Annotated in this window: 2 protein-coding genes; one reads left to right on the plus strand and one right to left on the minus strand. The window is 70.8% G+C overall.

Annotated features, from left to right (window positions below):
* Positions 1–110 precede the first annotated feature (110 nt).
* Positions 111–1,166 (plus strand): MupA/Atu3671 family FMN-dependent luciferase-like monooxygenase, encoded by a 1,056-nt coding sequence (locus WMF20_RS06935; protein ID WP_437611743.1) that lies wholly within the window; start codon positions 111–113, stop codon positions 1,164–1,166.
* Positions 1,167–1,211: 45 nt separating this feature from the next.
* Here the strand turns inward: WMF20_RS06935 and WMF20_RS06940 are convergent, their stop codons facing one another.
* Positions 1,212–24,008, minus strand: coding sequence for a non-ribosomal peptide synthase/polyketide synthase (locus tag WMF20_RS06940; RefSeq protein WP_437611744.1), 22,797 nt, complete (start codon positions 24,006–24,008; stop codon positions 1,212–1,214).
* Positions 24,009–24,012 lie beyond the last annotated feature (4 nt).

Below are 24,012 nucleotides of genomic sequence, written 5' to 3' on the forward strand. Positions count from 1 at the left end.
CATTGCATAGGACCGGATCGGGCTCTAGGTAAGCTTGCCTCGATCGCCTGCGGCTGAGAAATCGAGCGCCCAGACGAGCGAGCGCCCAGACGAGAACCGAGGAGCCCCGCATGGATTTCAGCCTGCTATTTTTCTCATCGAACGAAGCAGACTTCGCGGACGACAAATACCGTCTCTTTTTCGAGACCTCAAAGCTGGCGGACGCGCGTGGCTTCAAGGCGATCTGGGCGCCGGAGCGCCACTTCCACGCGTTCGGCGGGCTCTACCCGTGCCCGAGCCTCCTCTGCGGCGCGCTCGCGATGGTGACGCGTCGGATCCGGCTCCGGGCGGGCAGCGTGGTCTTGCCGATGGACCACCCGATCCGGGTGGCCGAGCAGTGGTCGGTCGTGGACAATCTCTCGGGTGGCCGGGTGGACGTCGCGTTTGCGACAGGCTGGAATCCGAACGACTTCGTCCTCGCGCCGGAGAGCTACGAGGATCGCGTGGCGCTCCTGTTCTCCCGCATCCTGACGGTCAAGGCGCTCTGGCGCGGTGAGGGCGTCAGCTTCCCGAACGGCAAGGGCGAGATGGCCTCCGTCCGGCTCTACCCGCAGCCGAAGCAGCCGGATCTGCCCGTCTGGATTACGTGCTCGGGCGGCGAGGAGCGGTTCGTCCAGGCGGGCGCGTTCGGCGCCAACGTGCTCACAGCGCTGATCCTCCAGTCGTTCGACGATCTCGCGACAAAGATCGCGGCCTACCGCCGTGCCCGCGCCGAGCACGATCACGACCCGGCCGCAGGGAAGGTGACGCTGATGATGCACACGTTCATCGGCGATCGCCTGGAGGAGGTGCGGCAGGCCGTCCAGCGGCCGTTCATGAGCTACCTCCGGAGCGCCGTCGAGCTCTGGGGCGCCTTCTGGAAGGAGCTCCAGGCGCTCCCCCCGGCGGAGCAGGAGGAGGTGATCGTCCTGGCATTCGAGCGCTACTTCAGGACGGCGGCGCTCTTCGGCACACCCGAGACGTGCGCCAGGGCGGTCGAGCGGCTCGCCGCGATCGGGGTCGACGAGATCGCGTGCCTCATCGACTTCGGCGTCGATCTCGACGCGACGATGGCGAGCCTGCACCGTCTGAGTGCGTTCAAGGATCGCTTTGCGGGCGCGGCGTGGGCCGCGAGAGGCACGCCCTGAGTCAGCACGCGGAGCCGCGCCATCATCCCGGCGTGTGCGGCCGGATCAGGCGGCTGCCTGAGTCACGCCGGAGGGCAGCGGGTCAACCGCGAGGAGGCATCGCCTGAGCCGCGACGCGAGGATCCGGACATGAGGCTCCCTGACCATGGTGTGGTGGGTGCCGGGCACCTCGTGGACCTCGACCGGGTGCGGCGAGAGCTCCCTCCAACCCGCGGTCGGATCCAGGACCGCCGGCTGAGCACCTTCGAGCGCGGGCGGCGCCGGCTGTTCGCTGGCCCGGAACAGCGTGATTCGCTCGGGGTAGAAGCGCGGCGTGTAATGCTCCAGCGCCTGAACGCCGGCCCTGACGAGCCTGGCGATGCGTCTCGCCTGGAGGACGCTGAACCCCGGAGGCAAGAGGTTCTGCCGGACGATGCAGTCCACGAGATAGCCGACCTGGTCGTCGGGCCCGAGCCCGCGGAGGTCGTCGTCAGAGATCGACACCTCGAAGCCGCGGGCGAGCTCGACGAGAATGCGCACGTCGTCCTCTGCCGGCTCCGGAGGGGACGCCGCAGGTCCCGACGCTGACGAGTCGAGCATGGCCAGGAAATCGACCCGCTGCCCGTCTTGCAGGAGTTGATGGGCCATCTCGAAGGCCACGTGCCCTCCCAGCGACCAGCCTCCCAGCAGGTAGGGGCCTTCGGGCTGCACGGCGCGCAGCGCCTCGACGTACTGCGCAGCCATGTCCTCGATCCGGTGGTGGGGTTGCTGGTCGTCCTCGATACCCCTGGCCTGAAAGCCGTAGAACGGGCGGTCCTGCCCCAGGTGGCGGGCGAGGTCGGCGTAGCAAAGGACATTGCCACCTCCGGGGTGGACGCAGAAGAACGGACGCCCCGCCCCGGCCGGCTGGATCGTGACCAGCGGTGCCCAGGGGCGCGGGCGCGCCCGCTCACGCAGCGGTCGTGCCAGCGCTTCCACGGTCGACCCCTGGAACAGCGTGGAGAGGGGGAACGCCTGTCCGAACCGCTCGTGAATGCGCGCCATCAGCTGCGCTGCCAGGAGGGAATGCCCCCCGAGCGCGAAGAAGTCGTCGCGAATGCCCACGGGCCGCACGGTGAGGAGCTCCTCCCAGATCCTGACGAGCTCCAGCTCCAGCGTATCGCGTGGAGCGAGGAGGGCGTCGCGCTCGATCTGCGCCGCTCCGGGTGCCGGGAGGGCCCCGTGGTCGAGCTTGCCGTTGGAGGTGAGCGGCATCGCCTCGAGCCACACGAACGCCGCTGGGATCATGTATGCCGGGAGCTCGCCTTGCAGGTGGCTGCGCACCTCGGCGGTCGCCTCCGCCGCGCCGCGCGGCACCATGTACGCGACCAGGCGCCTGTCGCCAGGCGCGTCCTCGCGCAGGACGACGGCGGCCTCGTGCACGTTGGGGTGCCGGGTCAGCGCCGCATCGATCTCGCCGAGCTCGATCCGGAAGCCTCGGAGCTTCACTTGACGATCAACGCGGCCGAGGAACTCGATGCTGCCGTCGGGCCGGTACCGCGCCAGGTCGCCGGTCCTGTAGAGGCGCGCCCCCGGCTCGCCCCCGTGAGGATCGGGGAGGAACCGCTGCCTCGTGAGCTCGGGGCGCCTCCAGTACCCCCGGGCCAGGCAGCCGCCGCCAATGTAGAGCTCCCCGGCGACGCCGATCGGCACCGGCTCGAGATGCCTGTCCAGGAGGTGAATCCGCACGTTGTCGATCGGCCGCCCGATGGGCGCCGGGCCGAGCTCCGGGCGCTCGGGCAGGGTGAAGGCCGTGACCACGTGCGCCTCGGTGGGGCCGTAGTGGTTCTGAAGCGAGCAGCCCGGCAGGGCGGCCAGCAGATCGGCGATCGCGCGCGTGACGATGAGCTGCTCGCCTGCCGTCGTGATCTCGCGCAGCGCCCGGGGCGCGCGCCCCTCGCGCGCCGCTGCCTCAGCGACCTGCTGCAGCATGACCGGGGGCAGATACGCCCTCTCCACCGAGAGCTCGTCGAGCCAGTGCAGCAAGCGCGACGGATCGCGGCGATCGTCGTCGCCCAGCAGGACGAGCGTGCCGCCCGAGCACCACGTGGAGAAGATCTCCTGAAACGAGACGTCGAAGCTCATCGAGGCAAACTGCAGCGTCCTCGCCGCGCCGGGGTGCCCGAAGCTGCGGAGCTGCCAGAAGAGCAGGTTCGCGAGCGGGCGGTGCGGCATCGCGACCCCCTTGGGCTCGCCGGTCGACCCCGACGTGTAGAGCACGTAGGCGAGCTCGTCCGGCGTCGTGCTCGGAGCGGGATTGTCCTCCGGTGCCCGCGACCAGCTCTCTCCGTCGGTATCGAGACAGACGATGCTGGCGCCGCTCGGCGGCAGGCGTGGGGCGAGGCTCGCCTGGGTCAGGACCACGGGCGTCGCTGCGTCCTCGAGCATCGCCGCGATGCGCGCTCCAGGGTAGGACGGATCGATGGGCACGTAGGCCCCGCCCGCCTTGAGGACGCCGAGGAGCGCCACCATCGCCCCGGGCGATCGCTCGGCGCAGAGCCCGACGAGCACGTCCGGGCCCACCCCGAGCGACCGGAGATGGTGTGCGAGCCGATTGGCGCGCCGGTTCAGCTCCCGATACGAGAGCTGCTCTCCTCCGAGCTGCACCGCGACGGCGTCGGGCGTCCTCTCGACCTGCGCCTCGAGCAGCTCGTGGACACAAGGGTCCTGCGGACGCTCGATCTTCGTGTCGTTCCATGCCCAGAGCAGCCGTCGTCGCTCCTCCGGCGTGAAGAGCGAGAGCTCTCCGATGCTGCGATTGGGCTCCTTCACGATCCCTTCCAGCAGCGTTTGAAGGTCGGACATCATACGCGCGATGGTCGCGCCCTCGAAGAGGTCCGTGGCGTACTCCACGCTGCCCACCAGGCCCTGGTCTCCCTCCTCGAGCGACAGCAGCAGATCGAACTTCGCCGTCGTGGTCGCGAGCGGCAGCGGAGAGAGCCTCGCCTCGCCCAGCCTGAGCTCGGGCGACGGCGCGTTCTGCAGCACGAACATCACCTGGAACAGCGGCGAGCGGCCGAGATCCCGCGCCGGCGCGAGCTCCTCGACGAGCTTCTCGAACGGCAGCTCCTGGTGCGCGTACGCCTCCAGCGTGACCTCTCGCACCCGCGCCAGGAGCTCCAAGAAGGTCGGCTCGCCCGACAGGTCGGTGCGCAGCGCCAGCGTGTTGACGAAGAACCCGATCAGCCCCTCGATCTCCACCTGGTTTCGGCCCGCGATCGGCGTGCCCACCACGATGTCCTCCTGCCCTGCGTAGCGTGAAAGGAGCACATTGAGCGCCGCGAGCACGGTCATGAAGAGCGTCACGTTGTGCCGCCGGCCGAGCGCCCGGAGGGCCGCGCAGAGCTCCGGGCGCAGCGCCACCGGACGCGCCGCCCCGCGGTAGCTCTTCAAGGGCGGCCGCGGCCGATCCGTCGGCAGGGCCAGCAGGGGCGGCGCACCGCCGAGCTGCCTCCTCCAGTAGGCGAGCTGCGCTTCGAGCACGTCGCCCGAGAGCCACTGCCGCTGCCAGAGGGCGTGATCCGCCACCTGGAGGGGAAGCTCGGGCAGCGCAGCGGGCTGCCCCGCCGAGAACGCCTCGTACAGCGAGCAGAGCTCCCGCACGAGCACGCCCATCGACCAGCCGTCGGACACGATGTGGTGCAGCGACACGAGCAGCACGTGCGCGCTCTCCGAGAGCCGCAGCAGCGCCGCCCGGAGGAGCGGCCCTTCGGCCAAAGAGAACGGCCGGTCGGCATCTTCCTCGGCGCGCCGCCGCACCTCGGCCTCCTGCTCCGGGACCGGGAGCGCCGCGAGGTCGCAGATCGGTAGCGAGAAGCTGGGCTCGCCGGCGATCACTTGGCGCGGCTGGCCGCGCCGGGAGGGGAACGTGGTCCGGAGCGCCTCGTGGCGCCGCACGATTTCGAAGAAGCTTCGCTCCAGCGCCGCGACGTCGAGCGGGCCTTCCAGCCGCACCGCGAAGGGGATGTTGTAGAGCGCGCTGTCCGGCTGCATCTGCTCGAGGAACCAAAGGCGCTGCTGGGCGAACGACAGCGGCAGCTCACTCCCGCGCTCCCTCGGCTTGAGCGGCGGGGGGAGCGGCGCGCCGCCGCGGCGGGCAGCCTCGACCCGCTCGGCGAGGGCCAGGGCCGTGGGCGCTTCGAACAGCGCGCGCACCGGCAGCTCCACCGCGAAGCTGCTGCGGAGACGAGAAATGAGCTGCGTGGCCAGGAGCGAGTGCCCTCCGAGCGCGAAGAAGTCGTCGGAGAGGCTCACCCGGTCGCGGCGCAGCACCTCGGCGAAGAGGCCGGTTATCAGCTCTTCCACCGGTGTGCGCGGCGCGACGAGGCCGCCCTCCTGCTCGGGTCGCAGCAGCTCGGGCGCTGGGAGCGCGTTGCGGTCGACCTTGCCGTTCGGCGTGAGCGGCAGCCGGCCGAGCTCCACGAACGCAGCAGGCACCATGAAGGCCGGCAGCGTCTCCTGCACGTGCGCCCGCAGCGACGGGATGAGCGATTGCGCCTGCCGGGCGCGGAGCGGTTGATTGGCGCGCGGAAGGCCGGATCGGGCGCCGTGAGGCGGTCGCCCCGAGGTCCAGGGCCGGCGCCCCGCCGCTGGCCCGGCGGGCTCGAAGAGCACGTCGATGTGGTCCGGCGGCCGGGCGCGCGACCACGTGGCGCGCACCGCGTAGCCTAGCCGCTCGCCGAGCGCGAAGAGCGACTCCGGATCCACGGCTGCCGTCGCGGCGAGCGCGGCCCGACGCGAGAGCGCGCCCGCGGTCGCGTCGCCATCGACGGCGTCGAGCCGGCCCAGGGCCCACGTGTCGGCGTGGACGCGGGCGTTCGGGATCGCGAGGACCTCGGCGCTCTCGACCCGCTGCTCGACGAGCCACCGCTCGAGCCCCGCGAGGCCGCCTTCGAGCTCGGTCCACGCCCGGGAGGCGGAGATCGAAACCGGCGCGCGGGCCTCTCCGACGTGCAGGACGACATCGTAGCGATAGCGGAGCATCTCATCGCCGCCGCAGCCGCGCTTGAGCGCGATATCCGCGTGGGAGAGACCCGGGATCTCGCGGCAGATGTCGTGGAAGTACTCGGGGTCGAGGACCAGCTCCGATTCCGCCAGCATTCTCTGGCGGACCCGCTCGCCCAGCGCCGCGAGCGGCAGCTCCGGCGGAGCTCGGCAAAGCTCCACCGAGGCGTGGAACGTATCGAGCAGCGGGAGGCTCCGCACGTCGCCGATGAACACGAAACCTCCGGGCACAACGGCGCGCACCGCGCCTTCCAGCACGGCCCGGAGATAAGCCTGGTCAGGGAAGTACTGCACCGTCGAGTTGAGGATCACGGCGTCGAACTGCCGGGCCTCCATGCCGTTGAAATCGCTCGCCTCGCGGCGCGCGAGGGCGACGTGGTCGAGGCCGAGCCGCTCGACGGTGGGCCGGAGCAGGTCGAGGGCAGCCCGGGAGAAATCCGTGCCCAGGTAGACGGAGCATCGCGGCGCCACCGCGAAGAGCAAGAGGCCCGTACCGCAGCCGATCTCCCAGACCCGAGCGGGCGCGAGGGTGAGGATGCGCTGGACGGTGTGATCGCGCCACGCGCGCATGACCTCCTGAGGGATGGGCTCCTGAGTATAGCTGCTGTTCCAGCCCTGGGTGTTGAAGGTCGGGTCGTGATCCGGCGCTGGCCGGCGGTAGCTGTCATCGAACACCGCGTTCCACTCCGAGACCTGCGTCGCACGAGTGACGGAGTCCGGCTCCGCGGGTGGCTGCTCGGGCTCGACGGCCGCGACGTACGCGACCAGCCGCCTGTCGCCGGGGGTGTCCTCGCGCGGGACGACAGCGGCATCTCGCACGGCGGGGTGCTGCCGGAGCACGGCCTCGATCTCGCCGAGCTCGATGCGGTAGCCGCGGATTTTGACCTGGTGATCGCGCCGGCCCACGTATTCCAGGAGGCCGTCGGAGCGCCAGCGGCACAGGTCGCCGGTCCTGTACATCCGAGCGCCAGCGCGGAGCTGGAAGGGGTCCGGGATGAACCTCTCGGCCGTCAGCTCGGGGCGGTTGAGGTAGCCGTGGGCGACGCCGTCACCTCCGATATAGAGCTCGCCGACAACGCCGATGGGCACCGGAGAGAGGTCAGCGTCGAGCACATAGGCCCGGGTGTTGGCGATAGGGCGACCGATCGGGACCGCTCCCGTCTGCGGTGCTGGCTGGGGCGCCTCGTAGGCGCAGCAGCCGACGACCGTCTCGGTGGGCCCGTACTCGTTGAAGAGGCGAGTTTGGGGCGCGTGCCGCTGGAAGAAGGCGAGCTGCTCGTACGTCAGCGCTTCGCCGCCGATGACCAGGGCGCGAGCCCGCCCCGCCGCCAGCTCGACTGGCAGCAGCTGGCCGAGCACGGTCAGGTGCGCCGGCGTGAGCTTGACCAGGGTCAGGTCGCGCTCGCGCCTGAGCGCGTCGGCGAGCGCCTGAGGGTGAGTCTCGGCGACGAGCACCACGCGCCCGCCGACCAGCAGCGGCGCCAGCAGCCCTGTGATCGTCAGGTCGAACGCGAGCGAGGAGTGGACCAGTGCACCGGTGCCCTCGCTCACGCGGTATGCGTCGATGGCCCAGCAAAGGTAGTTGACGAGGCCGCGGTGGGGGATCATCACCCCTTTGGGTTTGCCGGTGGAGCCCGAGGTGTACATCACGTAAGCAAGGCTGTCCGGCCCGGCCCCGCTCACCGTGTTGTCGGCGTTCTCGCGGGGCAGCGCCTGCTCTGGCGCGTCGAGCCAGAGCAGCTTCGGCGCCGGTGCCGGCAGCCGGGCCGCCAGCCGCTGCTGGGTGAGCACCAGCTCGACGCCGGCATCCTCGAGCAGCAGTGCCAGCCGCTCGGCTGGATACGAGGGGTCGAGCGGCACATACGCCGCTCCGGCCTTGAGGATGGCCCAGAGCCCCGCCATCATGGACAGCGACCGGTCGACGAGGAGCCCGACGCGGGCTCCTGGCCCCACCCCCAGCGCTTGCAGTCGGTGCGCGAGCTGATTGGCGCTGTGGTTCAGCGCTCGATAGGACAGATGCTCGCCATCGAGCACCACCGCCGCCGCCTCCGGCGTTCGGTGCACCTGCGCCTCGAACAGCTGGTGCAGGCATGCGTGCTCGGGGTAGCTGGTCCGGGTCTGGTTCCACGTCTGCAGCAGGGTGCTGCGCTCCTCGGCGCTGAGCAGCGGCAGCTGCTGTATGCGCCGCTCGGGCGCCTGCACGACGCCTTCGAGCAGGGTGCGCAGGCGGGCGACCATGCGCGCTATCGTCTCGCCGTCGAACAGGTCGGTGGCGTACTCAAGAACGCCCTCGATGCGGTCGTCGACCTCCTCGAGGGAGAGGGTGAGGTCGCGCTTCGCCGTCGCGCTGCGCACGAGCAGCGGGGAGAGCGTCACGTCGCCCAGCGACAGCGCCGCAAAGGGAGTGTTCTGCAGCACGAGCATCACCTGGAAGAGCGGAGATCGGCTCATGTCGCGCGCCGGCGCCAGCTCCTCGACGAGCTTGTCGAAGGGCACGTCCTGATGGGCATAGGCGCCGAGCGCCACCTCCCGCACCCGCGCGAGCAGCTCGACGAAGGTGGGGTTTCCCGACAGATCGGTGCGCAGCACCAGGGTGTTGACGAAGAAGCCGATGAGCCCCTCGGTCTCGACGTGCGTCCGCCCGGCGACGGGCGTGCCGACGACGATGTCGTCTTGGCCGGTAGAGCGGGCCAGGAGCACCTTGAAGGCCGAGAGCAGGGTCATGAACAGCGTGACCCCGCAGCGCCGGCTCAAGGCGCGCAGGGCGGCGCAGAGCTGGCCGGACAGCTCCAGCGGCTGGGTGGCTCCCCGGTAGGTCTGGACGGCTGGGCGCGGGCGGTCGGTGGGCAGCTCCTGGGCGTGCGGCGCGCCGTCGAGCTGGCGCTTCCAGTACGCGAGCTGGGCGTCGAGCTGCTCGCCAGAGAGCCGCTGCCGCTGCCAGAGGGCGTGATCGGCGACCTGGATGGGCAGCTCGGGGAGCGGCGAAGGCCGCCCCGCCGAGAAGGCTTCATAGAGCGCCGACAGCTCGCGGAGCAGGACGCTCACCGACCAGCCGTCGGAGATGATGTGATGCATCGTCCAGAGCAGGACGTGCGCCGTGTCGGACAGCCGCAGCAGCGTCGCTCGATACAGCGGCCCTTCGGCCAAGGAGAACGGCCGGTGCGCTTCAGCTTCCGCTCGCCTGTGCACCTCGGCGTGCTGGGCAGACGCCGAGAGCGCCGCGAGGTCGACCACCGGCAGCTCGAAGCAGACCTCGCCAGCGATCAGCTGACGCGGCTGCCCGTCCACCGAGGGGAACGTCGTCCGCAGCGCTTCGTGACGTCGCACGATCTCGCGCAGGCTCCGCTCCAGCGCCGAGACGCTGAGCGGCCCGTCCATCCGCAGCGCCTCCGGCACGTTGTAGAATGGATGGTTCGGGACCAGCTGATCGAGGAACCACAGCCGCTGCTGCGCGAACGACAGAGGGATCTCTCCCTCGCGCGCGACAGGCTCGATGGACGGGCACACCGCCGCTCCCCCGCGCCGCGCCGCCTCGATCGGCGCGAGGAGCCCCGCGACCGTCGGCGCCTCGAACAGGGCGCGCAGCGGCACCTCGACCGAAAACGTCGACCGGATACGCGAGAGCAGCCGTGTCGCCAGGAGCGAGTGACCCCCGAGCGCGAAGAAGCCGTCGAAGATGCCCACCCTATCGAGCCCGAGCACCTCGGCAAAAAGACCTGCCAGGAGCTCTTCTATCGGCGTGCGCGGTGCGACGAACGCCTCCTCTTGCTCGGGTCGCGCCGCCGAGGGGTGTGGAAGTGCCAGCCGGTCGACCTTGCCGTTCGGGGAGAGCGGCATCGCCGCGAGCACCACGAACGCCGAAGGGATCATGAAGTCGGGAACCTTGAGCTTGGCGAACGCCTTGAGCTCGTCAGGCCCGCAGCGCGCGCCTTCGGCGAGCACCACGTAGGCGACGAGCCGCTTCTGTCCGGGCTCGTCCTCTCGGGCGACGACGGCAGCCTGCGCTACCGCCGGGTGCTGCGCGAGCACGGCCTCGACCTCGCCGAGCTCGACGCGATACCCGCGCACCTTCACCTGCTGATCGCGCCGCCCCAAGAGCACGATGTCGCCGCTGGCCGTGCGCCGGGCGCGATCGCCGGTGCGGTAGAGACGCGCGCCGGGCGTGTCGCTGAACCGGTCGGGTACAAACGCCGCCGCCGTCTGCTCGGGCCGGTTCAGGTAGCCCCGGGCGACGCCGAGGCCGCCGATCACCCACTCCCCCGCGACGCCGATCGGGACCGGATTCAGGGCTTGGTCGAGGACGTGCCCGCTGACGTTGCCGAGCGGTCGCCCGATCGGGACCTCGTCCGGGAGCTCCTCCGCCGACGGATCGCCCTCGTGGACGAAGGCGTCCACCGAGCACTCGGTGGGCGCGGCGGCGTTGAACCAGCGCACCCGCCTGGCCCCCGGCACCTTGACCCAGCGCGCGTAGGCGCTCGCCTGGAGCTGCTCGCCGCCGACGATCACGGCGCGGAGCGTCTCGGGCAGCGCCTGGCCCGAGGCCGCGAGGTCGCGCACCCACTCGTGCCAGTAGGCGGTCGGCAGATTCACGACCGTGACCGCCCGCTCCACGAGCCACCTCGAGAAAGATGCGGTCGAGGCGCTCAGCTCGTCGCCCCGGAGCAGCACGGCGGCGCCCACCAGAAACGCGGGGAAGACTTCCTCGATGTGAGCGTCAAAGCTCATCGAGGAGAACTGGAGCACCCGGTCCGCTGCCGTGAAGCCGAATCGCGCTGCGGCCGCGATGGCGAAGTTGACGAGGCCGCGGTGGTGGAGCTGCACCCCTTTGGGTCTGCCCTCTGAGCCGGAGGTGAAGAGCACATAAGCGAGGTCATCGGGCCTGACTCCGCTTGTGGGGTTTTCCTGGCATTTCTCCTCGATGGCGCTCTCTCCGCTCGGATCGAAGCAGATGACTGCGGCAGGGCTGGGAGGCAGCGCGCCTGCGAGCTTCGCCTGGGTGACCACGACAGGAGGGGCGCTGTCCTGGAGCATGGCGTGGAGGCGCTCCTGGGGGTAGCTCGGGTCGATCGGGACGCAGGCGCCGCCGGCCTTGAGGATCCCGAGGAGCCCCACCACCATGTCCAGCGACCGCTCCACATGGAGGCCGACCATCGTCTCGGGGCCCACCCCGAAAGAGGCGAGACGATGGGCGAGACGATTGGCGCGACGGTTCAGCTCCCGGTACGAGAGCTGCTGCCCTTCGAACACCACCGCCACGGCGTCGGGCGTCCTCTCCACTTGCGCCTCGAGGAGCGCGTGGAGAGTCGCTTCCTCGGGGATCCACATCTGCGTGTCGTTACACTCCCGGACCAGCCAATGTTGCTCCGCTTCGGTGAGGAGCGGCAGCTCCGATATGCGCCGGTGCGGCGCATTCACGATGCCTTCCAGCAGGGTCTGGAAGTGGCGGGCCATGCGGGCGACGGTCGCGGCGTCGAACAGGTCGGTGGCGTACTCGAACGCTCCCTCGATGCGGTGCTCGGTCTCCTGGAGCGACAGGGTGAGGTCGAACTTGGCCGTCGCGCTCTCGACGGGGAGCGTCGAGAGCCGCGCCTGGCCCAGGGACAGCTCCGCCGCCGGCGCGTTCTGCAGCACGAACATGACCTGGAAGAGGGGCGACCGGCCCATGTCGCGCGCCGGCGCGAGCTCCTCCACGAGCTGCTCGAAGGGCATATCCTGGTGGTCGTAAGCGCTCAGGGTGACCTCGCGCACGCGCCCGAGCAGCTCCTCGAACGCCGGATCTTGCGATACGTCCACGCGCAGGGCGAGGGTGTTGACGAACAGGCCGATCAGCCCCTCGACCTCGACCGGCGTGCGACCGGCGACCGGGGTGCCGACGACGATGTCGGTCTGCGCCGTGTAGCGGAACAGCAGCACGTCGAAGGCCGCCAGCAGCGTCATGAACAGCGTCGCCCCGTGCCGTCGGCTCAGCGCCCGCAGCGCCGCCGCCAGCTCGGGCGACAGCTCGAGCCGCTGCGTCGCTCCCCGGTAGGATGGCGCCGCCCTCCGCGACCGGTCCACCGGCAGCTCCAGCACAGGCGGCGCCCCGCCCAGCTGCCGCCTCCAGTAGGACAGCTGTGCGTCGAGCACCTCGCCGCTGAGCCAGCTGCGCTGCCAGACCGCGTGATCCGCGACCTGGACCGGCAGCTCGGGCAGGGGCGAGGGACGGCCCGCCGCGTACGCCTCGTACAACGCCGACAGCTCTCGCACCAGGATGGTCGTCGACCAACCGTCGGACACGATGTGATGCATGCACACGACCAGCGCGTGCTGTCGTTCCGACAGCCGCAGGAGCGTCGCCCGCAGCAGCGGCCCTTCGGCCAGCGAAAACGGCGTGCGCGCCTCGGCCTCTGCCCGCCTGCGCACCTCCGCTTGCTGCGCGTCGGCGGCCAGCGCTTCGAGGTCGACCACCGTGAGCTTCATCGTGGGCTCGCTGTCGATGGTCTGATGCGCCTGGCCGTCGACCACCGGGAACCTCGTCCGCAGGGCTTCATGCCGCCGCACGATCTCCGCCATGCTCTGCTCGAGCGCGGCCGGGTCGAGCGGGCCGTCGAGCCTCGCCGCCGCGGCGATGACGTACAGCGCGCTGTGCGGCTCCAGCTGCTCGAGGAACCACAGCCGCTGCTGCGCGAACGACAGGGGTAGAGGCCCTCCGCGCCCGGCGGGCACGAGCGGCGGCGGCAGCGGCGCGCCGCTGCGCCGCGCCGCCTCGACCCGCCCCGACAGCCCGGCCACCGTCGGCGCCTCGAACAGCGCGCGGAGCGGCAGATCCGCGGCGAAGCGGGCGCGGAGCCGCGAGAGCAGCTGCATCGCGAGCAGCGAGTGCCCTCCGAGCGCGAAGAAGTCGTCGTGCACGCCCACCTGCTCGACCCCCAGCACCTCGGCGAACAGCCCCGAGAGCAGCTCTTCCACCTGCGTACGCGGGGCGACCCGGCCGTCCTCGTGCGCCGGTGGAGCCGGAGGACGCGCCATGAGGACCTTGCGATCGATCTTGCCGTTCGGCGTCAGCGGAAGCGCCTCGAGCTCCACGAACGCGTGCGGAATCATGTATTCCGGGAGCCTGGCTTGCAGATGGCGGCGCAGCTCGGCTGACCCGGGGGTCGCGCCCTCGCGGGCGACGAAATACGCGAGGAGCCGCGTGTCCCCCGGCGCACCGTCGCGCGCGACGACCACCGCCTCCCGCACCGTCGGGTGCTGCGATAGGACCGCCTCGATCTCCCCGAGCTCGAGACGGAAGCCGCGGACCTTCACCTGATGATCCAGCCGGCCCAGGTACTCCAGCGTTCCGTCGACCGACCAGCGGCACAGGTCACCGGTCCTGTACATCCGGGCTCCCGGCTCGGAGGAGAACGGATCCACGACGAACCTTTCGGCGGTCAGCGCCGGGCGGCGATGATACCCGCGCGCGAGGCCCGCGCCGCCGATGTAGAGCTCGCCGGGCACGCCGACCGGGACAGGGCAGAGCCCGCCATCGAGGAGATAAACCGAGGTATTCGCGATCGGACGCCCGATCGGCACGGGGCCGCCGCGCCTGTCGATCGGGTGCACGCACGACCAGATCGTCGTCTCGGTAGGACCGTACATGTTCCACACCGAGGCTGCACGATCGAGGAGGGCGTCCGCGAGCGCGCGGGGCACCGCCTCACCGCCGACCAAGATCTTGAGGTTCCGATCTCCCTCCCACCCCGCTTCCAGGAGCAGCTTGTAGGTCGCAGGGGTGGCTTGGATCGCGGTGCATCGGGACCGAGCGAGCCGAGCGCGGAGCGCCTCCCCATCCGAGGCCGTCTCGCGGCTCACCACCTCGACACACGCGCCCGAGCACAGCGGCAGGAAGAGCTCCAGTCCGGCGATGTCGAACGACAGGCTCGTCACCGCGAGCAACCGGTCCGCCCCCTCGAGCCCCAGCCGCGCTCGCATGTCATGGAGAAAGTTGACGACGGCGCGGTGCGGGATCGAGACCCCTTTGGGGACTCCGCTCGATCCCGAAGTGTAAATCACGTAGGCGAGGTTGTCCGGCGCCGACACTCCTCGCCAGCCCTCCACGCTTTGCCGGGCGATGGCCGCCCGGTCTACGTCCATGGAGAGCAGCCGAGCCCGGCGCCGCGGCAGCTCGCCGGCATATCGCTCCTCTGTGAGGAGCACGGAGACGCCCGCGTCCTCCAGCTGGAAGGCGAGGCGCTCCTCGGGGTAGGTCGGGTCGAGCGGCACATACGCGCCTCCCGCCTTGAGGATCCCGAGGAGCCCCACCACCATGTCCAGCGACCGCTCGACGCAGAGCGCGACCAGCACCTCCGGACCTACCCCCATTGATGTCAGCTGATGCGCGAGCTGGCAGGACCTCTGGCTCAGCTCCCGGTACGAGAGCTGTTGCCCTTCGAAAACCACCGCCACGGCGTCGGGCGTCCTCTCCACCTGCGCTTCGAACAGGTCGTGGATGCTGCGCTCGCGGGGGAGCTCGGCCTTCGTGTCGTTCCAGGCGACGAGCACCTGCTCCCGCTCCGCTTCGGTGAGGAGCGGCAGCTCCGATATGCGCCGGTGCGGCGCATTCACGATGCCTTCCAGCAGGGTCTGGAAGTGGCCGGCCATGCGGGCGACGGTCGCGGCGTCGAACAGGTCGGTGGCGTACTCGAACGCTCCCTCGATGCGGTGCTCGGTCTCCTGGAGCGACAGGGTGAGGTCGAACTTGGCCGTCGCGCTCTCGACGGGGAGCGTCGAGAGCCGCGCCTGGCCCAGGGACAGCTCCGCCGCCGGCGCGTTCTGCAGCACGAACATGACCTGGAAGAGGGGCGACCGGCCCATGTCGCGCGCCGGCGCGAGCTCCTCCACGAGCTGCTCGAAGGGCATATCCTGGTGGTCGTAAGCGCTCAGGGTGACCTCGCGCACGCGCCCGAGCAGCTCCTCGAACGCCGGATCTTGCGATACGTCCACGCGCAGGGCGAGGGTGTTGACGAACAGGCCGATCAGCCCCTCGACCTCGACTGGCGTGCGACCGGCGACCGGGGTGCCGACGACGATGTCGGTCTGCGCCGTGTAGCGGAACAGCAGCACGTCGAAGGCCGCCAGCAGCGTCATGAACAGCGTCGCCCCGTGCCGTCGGCTCAGCGCCCGCAGCGCCGCCGCCAGCTCGGGCGACAGCTCGAGCCGCTGCGTCGCTCCCCGGTAGGATGGCGCCGCCCTCCGCGACCGGTCCACCGGCAGCTCCAGCACAGGCGGCGCCCCGCCCAGCTGCCGCCTCCAGTAGGACAGCTGTGCGTCGAGCACCTCGCCGCTGAGCCAGCTGCGCTGCCAGACCGCGTGATCCGCGACCTGGACCGGCAGCTCGGGCAGGGGCGAGGGACGGCCCGCCGCGTACGCCTCGTACAACGCCGACAGCTCTCGCACCAGGATGGTCGTCGACCAACCGTCGGACACGATGTGATGCATGCACACGACCAGCGCGTGCTGTCGCTCCGACAGCCGCAGGAGCGTCGCCCGCAGCAGCGGCCCTTCGGCCAGCGAAAACGGCGTGCGCGCCTCGGCCTCTGCCCGCCTGCGCACCTCCGCTTGCTGCGCGTCGGCGGCCAGCGCTTCGAGGTCGACCACCGTGAGCTTCATCGTGGGCTCGCTGTCGATGGTCTGATGCGCCTGGCCGTCGACCACCGGGAACCTCGTCCGCAGGGCTTCATGCCGCCGCACGATCTCCGCCATGCTCTGCTCGAGCGCGGCCGGGTCGAGCGGGCCGTCGAGCCTCGCCGCCGCGGCGATGACGTACAGCGCGCTGTGCGGCTCCAGCTGCTCGAGGAACCACAGCCGCTGCTGCGCGAACGACAGGGGTAGAGGCCCTCCGCGCCCGGCGGGCACGAGCGGCGGCGGCAGCGGCGCGCCGCTGCGCCGCGCCGCCTCGACCCGCCCCGACAGCCCGGCCACCGTCGGCGCCTCGAACAGCGCGCGGAGCGGCAGATCCACGGCGAAGCGGGCGCGGAGCCGCGAGAGCAGCTGCATCGCGAGCAGCGAGTGCCCTCCGAGCGCGAAGAAGTCGTCGAGCACGCCCACCTGCTCGACCCCCAGCACCTCGGCGAACAGCCCCGAGAGCAGCTCTTCCACCTGCGTACGCGGGGCGACGAACACCACCTCTCGCTCGGCTCGTGCCTCCAGGGAGGGCCCCGGCAGGGCTTCGCGATCGATCTTGCCGTTCGGCGTCAGCGGCATCGCCGCGAGCCCGACGAACGCTGCGGGGATCATGGCGTCCGGGAGCGATCTTCTCAGGTGGCTGCGCAGCTCTGCTGCCTGCGGCGCGACGCTCTCGCGCGCCACCACGTACGCGACGAGACGCGTGTCCCCGCGCGCGTCCTTGCGCGCCAGGACGGCCGCCTGCCGCACCGTCGGGTGCTGCGATAGGACCGCCTCGATCTCCCCGAGCTCGATGCGGTGCCCCCGAACCTTCACCTGATGATCGCGCCGGCCCAGGAACTCGATCACCCCGTCGCAGCGCCACCGGCACAGGTCTCCTGTCCTGTACAGCAAGGCCCCCGGGCGCTCATGGAACGGATCGGCGACAAACCGCTCCGCCGTCAGCTCGGGGCGGTTCAGATAGCCGCGCGCGAGGCCCGCGCCCCCGAGATAGAGCTCGCCGGATACGCCGATCGGCACGGGCAGCATGGCCGTATCGAGCACGTAGGCTCTCATGTTCGCGATGGGGCGGCCGATCGGCTCCCAGGCGGCGTCCGGAGCGCCGCGCTCGCAGCTCCAGCAGGTCGCGTCGATGGTCGCCTCGGTCGGACCGTAGAGGTTCACCAGCGTGGCAGACGGGAGCCGGCGGAAAAGGCGCTCGGCGAGCGCGCGGCTCAGCGCCTCTCCGCCGGAGTAGATGCGCGAGAGGCCGGTGCATCGCTCGAGCGCGGGCTCCTCGACCAAGCGCTCGAGCATCGAGGGGGTGACCTGGAGCACCGTAACCCCGTGCTCGATCACGGCATCGATCAAGCCGGACGGGTCGGCGTGCGCGTCAGGACGGGCCAGGACGAGGCGCGCGCCGCTCATCAGCGGCGCGTGGATCTCCCACATCGAGGCATCGAAGCCGAGAGGCGTCTTCTGGAGCACGGCGTCGCAGGCGACGAGCGGCCACGTCGCCGCCATCCAGCGCATGTGGTTGACGATGGCGCGATGGGAGATCATCACCCCCTTGGGCTGGCCGGTGGATCCTGAGGTGAACATCACGTATGCCAGGCTCTCCTCCGTGGCCGCGCAGGCGGGCTGCGATGCGCTCTCCGCGCCGAGGTCGATGGCGTCGAGGGCCACGACCGTCGCCCCCGTGTCGGGGAGCGACGGCAGGAGCTTCTCCTGGGTGAGCAGCACCGGCGCACTTGCCTCCGCGAGCATGAAGCGCAGCCGCTCCTCCGGACAGGCCGGGTCGAGCGGCAGATACGCCCCTCCCGCCTTCAGGACGGCCATCATCCCGAGGATCAGCTCCACCGAGCGCTCCGCGCAGACGCCGACCGGGACCTCCGGTTCCACCCCCAGGGACACGAGGCGGTGTGCCAGCTGGTTCGCGCGCAGATTCAGCTCCCGGTACGTGAGCTGCCGCTCGCCGCACACCAGGGCGACTGAATCCGGCGTGCGCGCCGCCTGGGCCTCGAACAGCTCGTGGAGGCGCGCCTCCCCGGAGAAGCGCACCGACGTGGCGTTCCAGTCCGAGAGCAGCTGCCGGCGCTCGGCGCTGGTCAGCATCGGGAGCGCGTCGAGGCGCCGTGCGGGATCGGCCGCCATGCCCTCGAGCAGCGTCTGCAGGTGCCCCAGCGTCCTCTCGATGGTCGCGGCGTCGAACCGGTCCGCCGCATACCCGATCCGCATCGAGAGCTCCGGACCCGGCACCGCCACCACCACGAGCGGGTAGTTCGTCCGTGTCAGGGCGCGGACCCCGGAGATGGCGAGTCCACTCTCCCGCTGTTCCAGCACCATGTCGACCGGGTAGTTCTCGACGACGAGGAGGCTCTCGAACAGGGCCTGTCCTCGCGGGACGTCGCTCCACGCCTGCACCTGAGAAAGCGGGCTGTGTGCATGGGCCAGCTGCTCGACCTGCTGCGCCTGAAGCTGCCTCAGCCAGGGCAGGAGGTGGACGTCCGGCGACACTTGGACGCGCACCGGAAGCGTGTTGATGAACAGGCCCATCATCGCCTCCACGCCGTCGACGCCGCCCGAGCGGCCCGACACCGTGGCGCCGAACACCACGTCGCTTTCACCGCTGTAGCGGCTCAGCAGGAGCGCCCAGGCCGCCTGCAGGAGGGTGCTCAGCGTCAGCCCCTCGGCGCGTGCCAAGCGGTCCAGGGCGTCTGTCGCGGCGGCCGACAGCCGGCGCTCCTTGGTCGCGGGCGTCGAGGCTGCGGCTGAGCCCGCAGGGTGGGCGGCAGGCAGCAGCGGCGTGGGCGCCTTGAAGCCGGAGAGCGTCTTGCGCCAGAACGCCTCCGAGCGCTCGACGTCCTGCTGCCGCAGCCACGCGATGTACGCGCGATAAGGGCGCGGCAGCGGCGCGGGGGCCGCCTCCCGCCGGCGAGCAGCCTCGTAGCAGGCGAGCAGCTCCTTGAAGAGCAGCGCTGTCGACCAGCCGTCCAGCAGCAGGTGGTGATAGCTCCACACGAGCTGGTACGCGTCCTCGGTGAGCCGCAGCAGCGCGCTCCGCGCCAGCGGCGCGCGTGCGAGCTCGAAGCCGCGGGCCCGGTCCTCGGCGAGCAAGGCATCGAGCCGCTCCTCCTGCTCCTCTGCCGTGAGCCCGCGCAGGTCGAGCTCCGACCAGGGGAGGACCACGCCCGTGCGCACGACCTGAACGGGCTCGTCCAATCCCTCCCAGACGAAGCCTGTGCGCAGGATCGGGTGGCGATCCACGACCTGCTGCCACGCCGCATGCAGCGCTTCCACGTCGAGCCCGGCGTCGATCCGGAACGTCAGCTGCTCGACGTACATGCCCGACGCCGGGTCGCGCAACGTGTGATAGAGCAGCCCGTGCTGCAAGCCGGAGAGTGGATACACATCCTCCACGTCACGCCCCCGGCCGACGAGCCGATCCACCGCCGGCTGCGGGAGCCGGGCGAGGGGGTAGTCTGACGGCGTGCGCCCCCCCGCCTCGGGCGACAGGCAATGCGCGAGCAGCGCGCGCAACGCCTCCATGAACCGCTGCGCCAGACGCTCGATCGTCGCCCTGCGATGGAGGTTCTCGCTGTACGTCCATCGGATCCGGAGCAGCCCTCCGGCGACCCAGGCCTGGATGTCGAGCCGGTAGGGGCGGAGGCCACGCGGGCTGTGCGCCGGACCGGTCGGCTCATCGGCCCACTCGAAGCAGGACGAGCCCGACATGCTGCTGTCGAGCTGACCGAGGTAGTTGAAGCTCACCTCCGAGCGTGGCGCGGATGCGAGCGCCGCGCTGGCGGCCGGATGCAGGTAACGGAGCAGACCATACCCGAGGCCATGCTGCGGAATGCGACGGAGCTGCTCCTTGACCGCCATCAGGGCTCGTCCCGGCGACGAGGACGAAACCTCGATCGCAACGGGGAACAACGCCGTAAACCAGCCCACGGTGCGCGAGACGTCGAGCCCCGGAAAAACCTCCTCGCGCCCGTGCCCTTCCAGGTCGAGCCGCAGCGTGGGCGCCCCGATGCACGGCGCGAGCGCCTGCGCCACGGCTGTCAGCAGCACGTCGTTGATCTGGGTCCGGTAGACATCGGGCACGTCCTGGAGCAGGGCGCGGGTCTCCTCGGCGTCGAGCGCCACCTCCACCGACCTGGCAGAAGCCACCGTGTTGTCTCCCCCCATGATGTCCAGGGGAAGAGGGCGCGGCCCAGGCATGTTCAGCCAGAAGGGCAGCTCCTCGCGCACGGCCTCGGATTGCGCATGGTCCGAGAGCCGCTCGGCCCATCGCTGGAACGACGTTGTCTTCAACGGCAGCATCGGCGCCTGGCCGCGCCGGAGCGCGGCGATGGCGGTCCCGAGATCGTCGAGCAGGATCCGCCAGGACACGCCGTCGACCGCGAGGTGATGGATGACGATCAGGAGCCGGCCTGATCGCGCTGGCCCGAGATCGATCCGCACGACACGCAGGAGCGGACCTCCCTCGAGGTGCAGGCTCGCCTGGGTCTCCGTGGCGACCGCCTCGAGGGCGTGCGCGAGCTGTCCGGGCGGAGTAGACGAGAGATCGACGACAGCCACGTGCGCCGGCCCCGGGGCGTCTGCATGGAATTGACGAACGCTCGCGCCGTCGCGCACGAAGCGCAGGCGCAGCGCGTCGTGGTGGCGCACCAGCAGGTCGACGGCCTGCTCGAGGACGCGCGTGTCCAGCGGCTCTCGGGTCTTCAGCAGGACGGCCTGGTTGAAATGGTTGGGCTCGGGTCTCTCCTGCGCGAAGAACCATCGTTGAATAGGGGTCAGCACCACGGCGCCGGCGCTCGGTCCCTGCTCGGCCCGGGTGCTCTCCGCGGGGGTGGCGACCGCCGCTAGGGCGGCGATGGTCTGGTGCTCGAACACCTGTCTGACCGACAGGACGACGCCCGCCTGCCGGGCCTTACTGACGACCTGAATGGCAAGGATGGAGTCGCCCCCCAGCGTGAAGAAGCTGTCGTGGACACCGACGCGATCGAGGCGCAGCACGCCGGCCCAGACGCCGGACAGCACCTCTTCGACGCGCGTGCGCGGCGCGACGAAGGAGCGCTCCGGCGCCTGGCTCCGCCCGTCGGGAGCGGGCAGCGCGCGTCGGTCGACCTTGCCGTTGGTGGTCAGCGGTAGGGCCGGCAGCGGGACGAACAACACAGGGATCATGGGCTCCGGGAGCGACTTGCCCAGGTGCTCGCGAAGCTCGGTCGACGCCGGTGCCGCGCCGTCGCGTAGCGCTAGGTACGCGACCAACCGCCTGTCGCCGGGGGTGTCCTCGCGCGGGACGACAGCGGCATCTCGCACGGCGGGGTGCTGCCGGAGCACGGCCTCGATCTCGCCGAGCTCGATGCGGTAGCCACGGATTTTGACCTGGTGATCGCGCCGGCCCACGTATTCCAGGAGGCCGTCGTTGCGCCAGCGGCACAGGTCGCCGGTCCTGTACATCCGAGCGCCAGCGCGGAGCTGGAAGGGGTCCGGGATGAACCTCTCGGCCGTCAGCTCGGGGCGGTCGAGGTAGCCGTGGGCGACGCCGTCACCTCCGATATAGAGCTCGCCGACGACGCCGATGGGCACCGGAGAGAGGTCAGCGTCGAGCACATAGGCCCGGGTGTTGGCGATAGGGCGACCGATCGGGACCGCTCCCGTCTGCGGTGCTGGCTGGGGCGCCTCGTAGGCGCAGCAGCCGACGACCGTCTCGGTGGGCCCGTACTCGTTGAAGAGGCGAGTTTGGGGCGCGTGCCGCTGGAAGAAGGCGAGCTGCTCGTACGTCAGCGCTTCGCCGCCGATGACCAGGGCGCGAGCCCGCCCCGCCGCCAGCTCGACTGGCAGCAGCTGGCCGAGCACGGTCAGGTGCGCCGGCGTGAGCTTGACCAGGGTCAGGTCGCGCTCGCGCCTGAGCGCGTCGGCGAGCGCCTGAGGGTGAGTCTCGGCGACGAGCACCACGCGCCCGCCGACCAGCAGCGGCGCCAGCAGCCCTGTGATCGTCAGGTCGAACGCGAGCGAGGAGTGGACGAGTGCGCCGGTGCCCTCGCTCACGCGGTATGCGTCGATGGCCCAGCAAAGGTAGTTGACGAGGCCGCGGTGGGGGATCATCACGCCTTTGGGTTTGCCGGTGGAGCCCGAGGTGTACATCACGTAAGCAAGGCTGTCCGGCCCGGCCCCGCTCACCGTGTTGTCGGCGTTCTCGCGGGGCAGCGCCTGCTCTGGCGCGTCGAGCCAGAGCAGCTTCGGCGCCGGTGCCGGCAGCCGGGCCGCCAGTCGCTGCTGGGTGAGCACCAGCTCGACGCCGGCATCCTCGAGCAGCAGTGCCAGCCGCTCGGCTGGATACGAGGGGTCGAGCGGCACATACGCCGCTCCGGCCTTGAGGATGGCCCAGAGCCCCGCCATCATGGACAGCGACCGGTCGACAAGGAGGCCGACGCGGGCTCCTGGCCCCACCCCCAGCGCTCGCAGTCGGTGCGCGAGCTGATTGGCGCTGTGGTTCAGTGCTCGATAGGACAGATGCTCGCCATCGAGCACCACCGCCGCCGCCTCCGGCGTTCGGTCCACCTGCGCCTCGAACAGCTGGTGCAGGCATGCGTGCTCGGGGTAGCTGGTCCGGGTCTGGTTCCACGTGTGCAGCAGGGTGCTGCGCTCCTCGGCGCTGAGCAGCGGCAGCTGCTGTATGCGCCGCTCGGGCGCCTGCACGACGCCTTCGAGCAGGGTGCGCAGGCGGGCGACCATGCGCGCTATCGTCTCGCCGTCGAACAGGTCGGTGGCGTACTCGAAAACGCCCTCGATGCGGTCGTCGACCTCGTCGAGGGAGAGGGTGAGGTCGCGCTTCGCCGTCGCGCTGTGCACGAGCAGCGGGGAGAGCGTCACGTCGCCCAGCGACAGCGCCGCAAAGGGAGTGCTCTGCAGCACGAGCATCACCTGGAAGAGCGGAGACCGGCTCATGTCGCGCGCCGGCGCCAGCTCCTCGACGAGCTTGTCGAAGGGCACGTCCTGATGGGCATAGGCGCCGAGCGCCACCTCCCGCACCCGCGCGAGCAGCTCGACGAAGGTGGGGTTTCCCGACAGATCGGTGCGCAGCACCAGGGTGTTGACGAAGAAGCCGATGAGCCCCTCGGTCTCGACGTGGGTCCGCCCGGCGACGGGCGTGCCGACGACGATGTCGTCTTGGCCGGTAGAGCGGGCCAGGAGCACCTTGAAGGCCGAGAGCAGGGTCATGAACAGCGTGACCCCGCAGCGCCGGCTCAAGGCGCGCAGGGCGGCGCAGAGCTGGCCGGACAGCTCCAGCGGCTGGGTGGCTCCCCGGTAGGTCTGGACGGCTGGGCGCGGGCGGTCGGTGGGCAGCTCCTGGGCGTGCGGCGCGCCGTCGAGCTGGCGCTTCCAGTACGCGAGCTGGGCGTCGAGCTGCTCGCCAGAGAGCCGCTGCCGCTGCCAAAGGGCGTGATCGGCGACCTGGATGGGCAGCTCGGGGAGCGGCGAAGGCCGCCCCGCCGAGAAGGCTTCATAGAGCGCCGACAGCTCGCGGAGCAGGACGCTCACCGACCAGCCGTCGGAGATGATGTGATGCATCGTCCAGAGCAGGACGTGCGCCGTGTCGGACAGCCGCAGCAGCGTCGCTCGATACAGCGGCCCTTCGGCCAAGGAGAACGGCCGGTGCGCGTCGGCGTCCGCTCGCCTGTGCACCTCGGCGTGCTGGGCAGACGCCGAGAGCGCGCCGAGGTCGACCACCGGCAGCTCAAAGCAGACCTCGCCAGCGATCAGCTGACGCGGCTGCCCGTCCACCGAGGGGAACGTCGTCCGCAGCGCTTCGTGACGTCGCACGATCTCGCGCAGGCTCCGCTCCAGCGCCGAGACGCTGAGCGGCCCGCAGAGGCGAGTGGCGGAAGGGACATTGTATATGGGCTTGCCGGGATCTACCTGGTCGAGGATCCACAGCCGCTGCTGCGCGAACGACAGAGGGATCTCCCCGTCGCGCGGCGACGGGACGATGGGGGTGTCCGGAGCCGGCCTGCTGCCGGTCGCGCGACGTTGAAGGAGGACCTCGCGGACAGCCGCCTTGACGGCCTTGAGCTCCTCCTTCAGCTCCGGCGAGAGCACCCCACGCGGCGCCCTGACCCGCAGGTCGTCTCCGTCCAGCGTCAGCTCGACACCCAGGGTTTCCAGACGATCGATGATATCCACGGGA

Origin of the sequence: Sorangium sp. So ce834 (genome assembly GCF_051521425.1) — a bacterium.
Classification (GTDB): Bacteria; Myxococcota_A; Polyangia; order Polyangiales; family Polyangiaceae; genus Sorangium; species Sorangium cellulosum_D.

Excerpts from the sequence above, each read along its gene's own strand:
- WMF20_RS06935 (WP_437611743.1), top strand. The coding sequence starts at position 111 with ATGGATTTCAGCCTGCTATTTTTCTCATCGAACGAAGCAGACTTCGCG.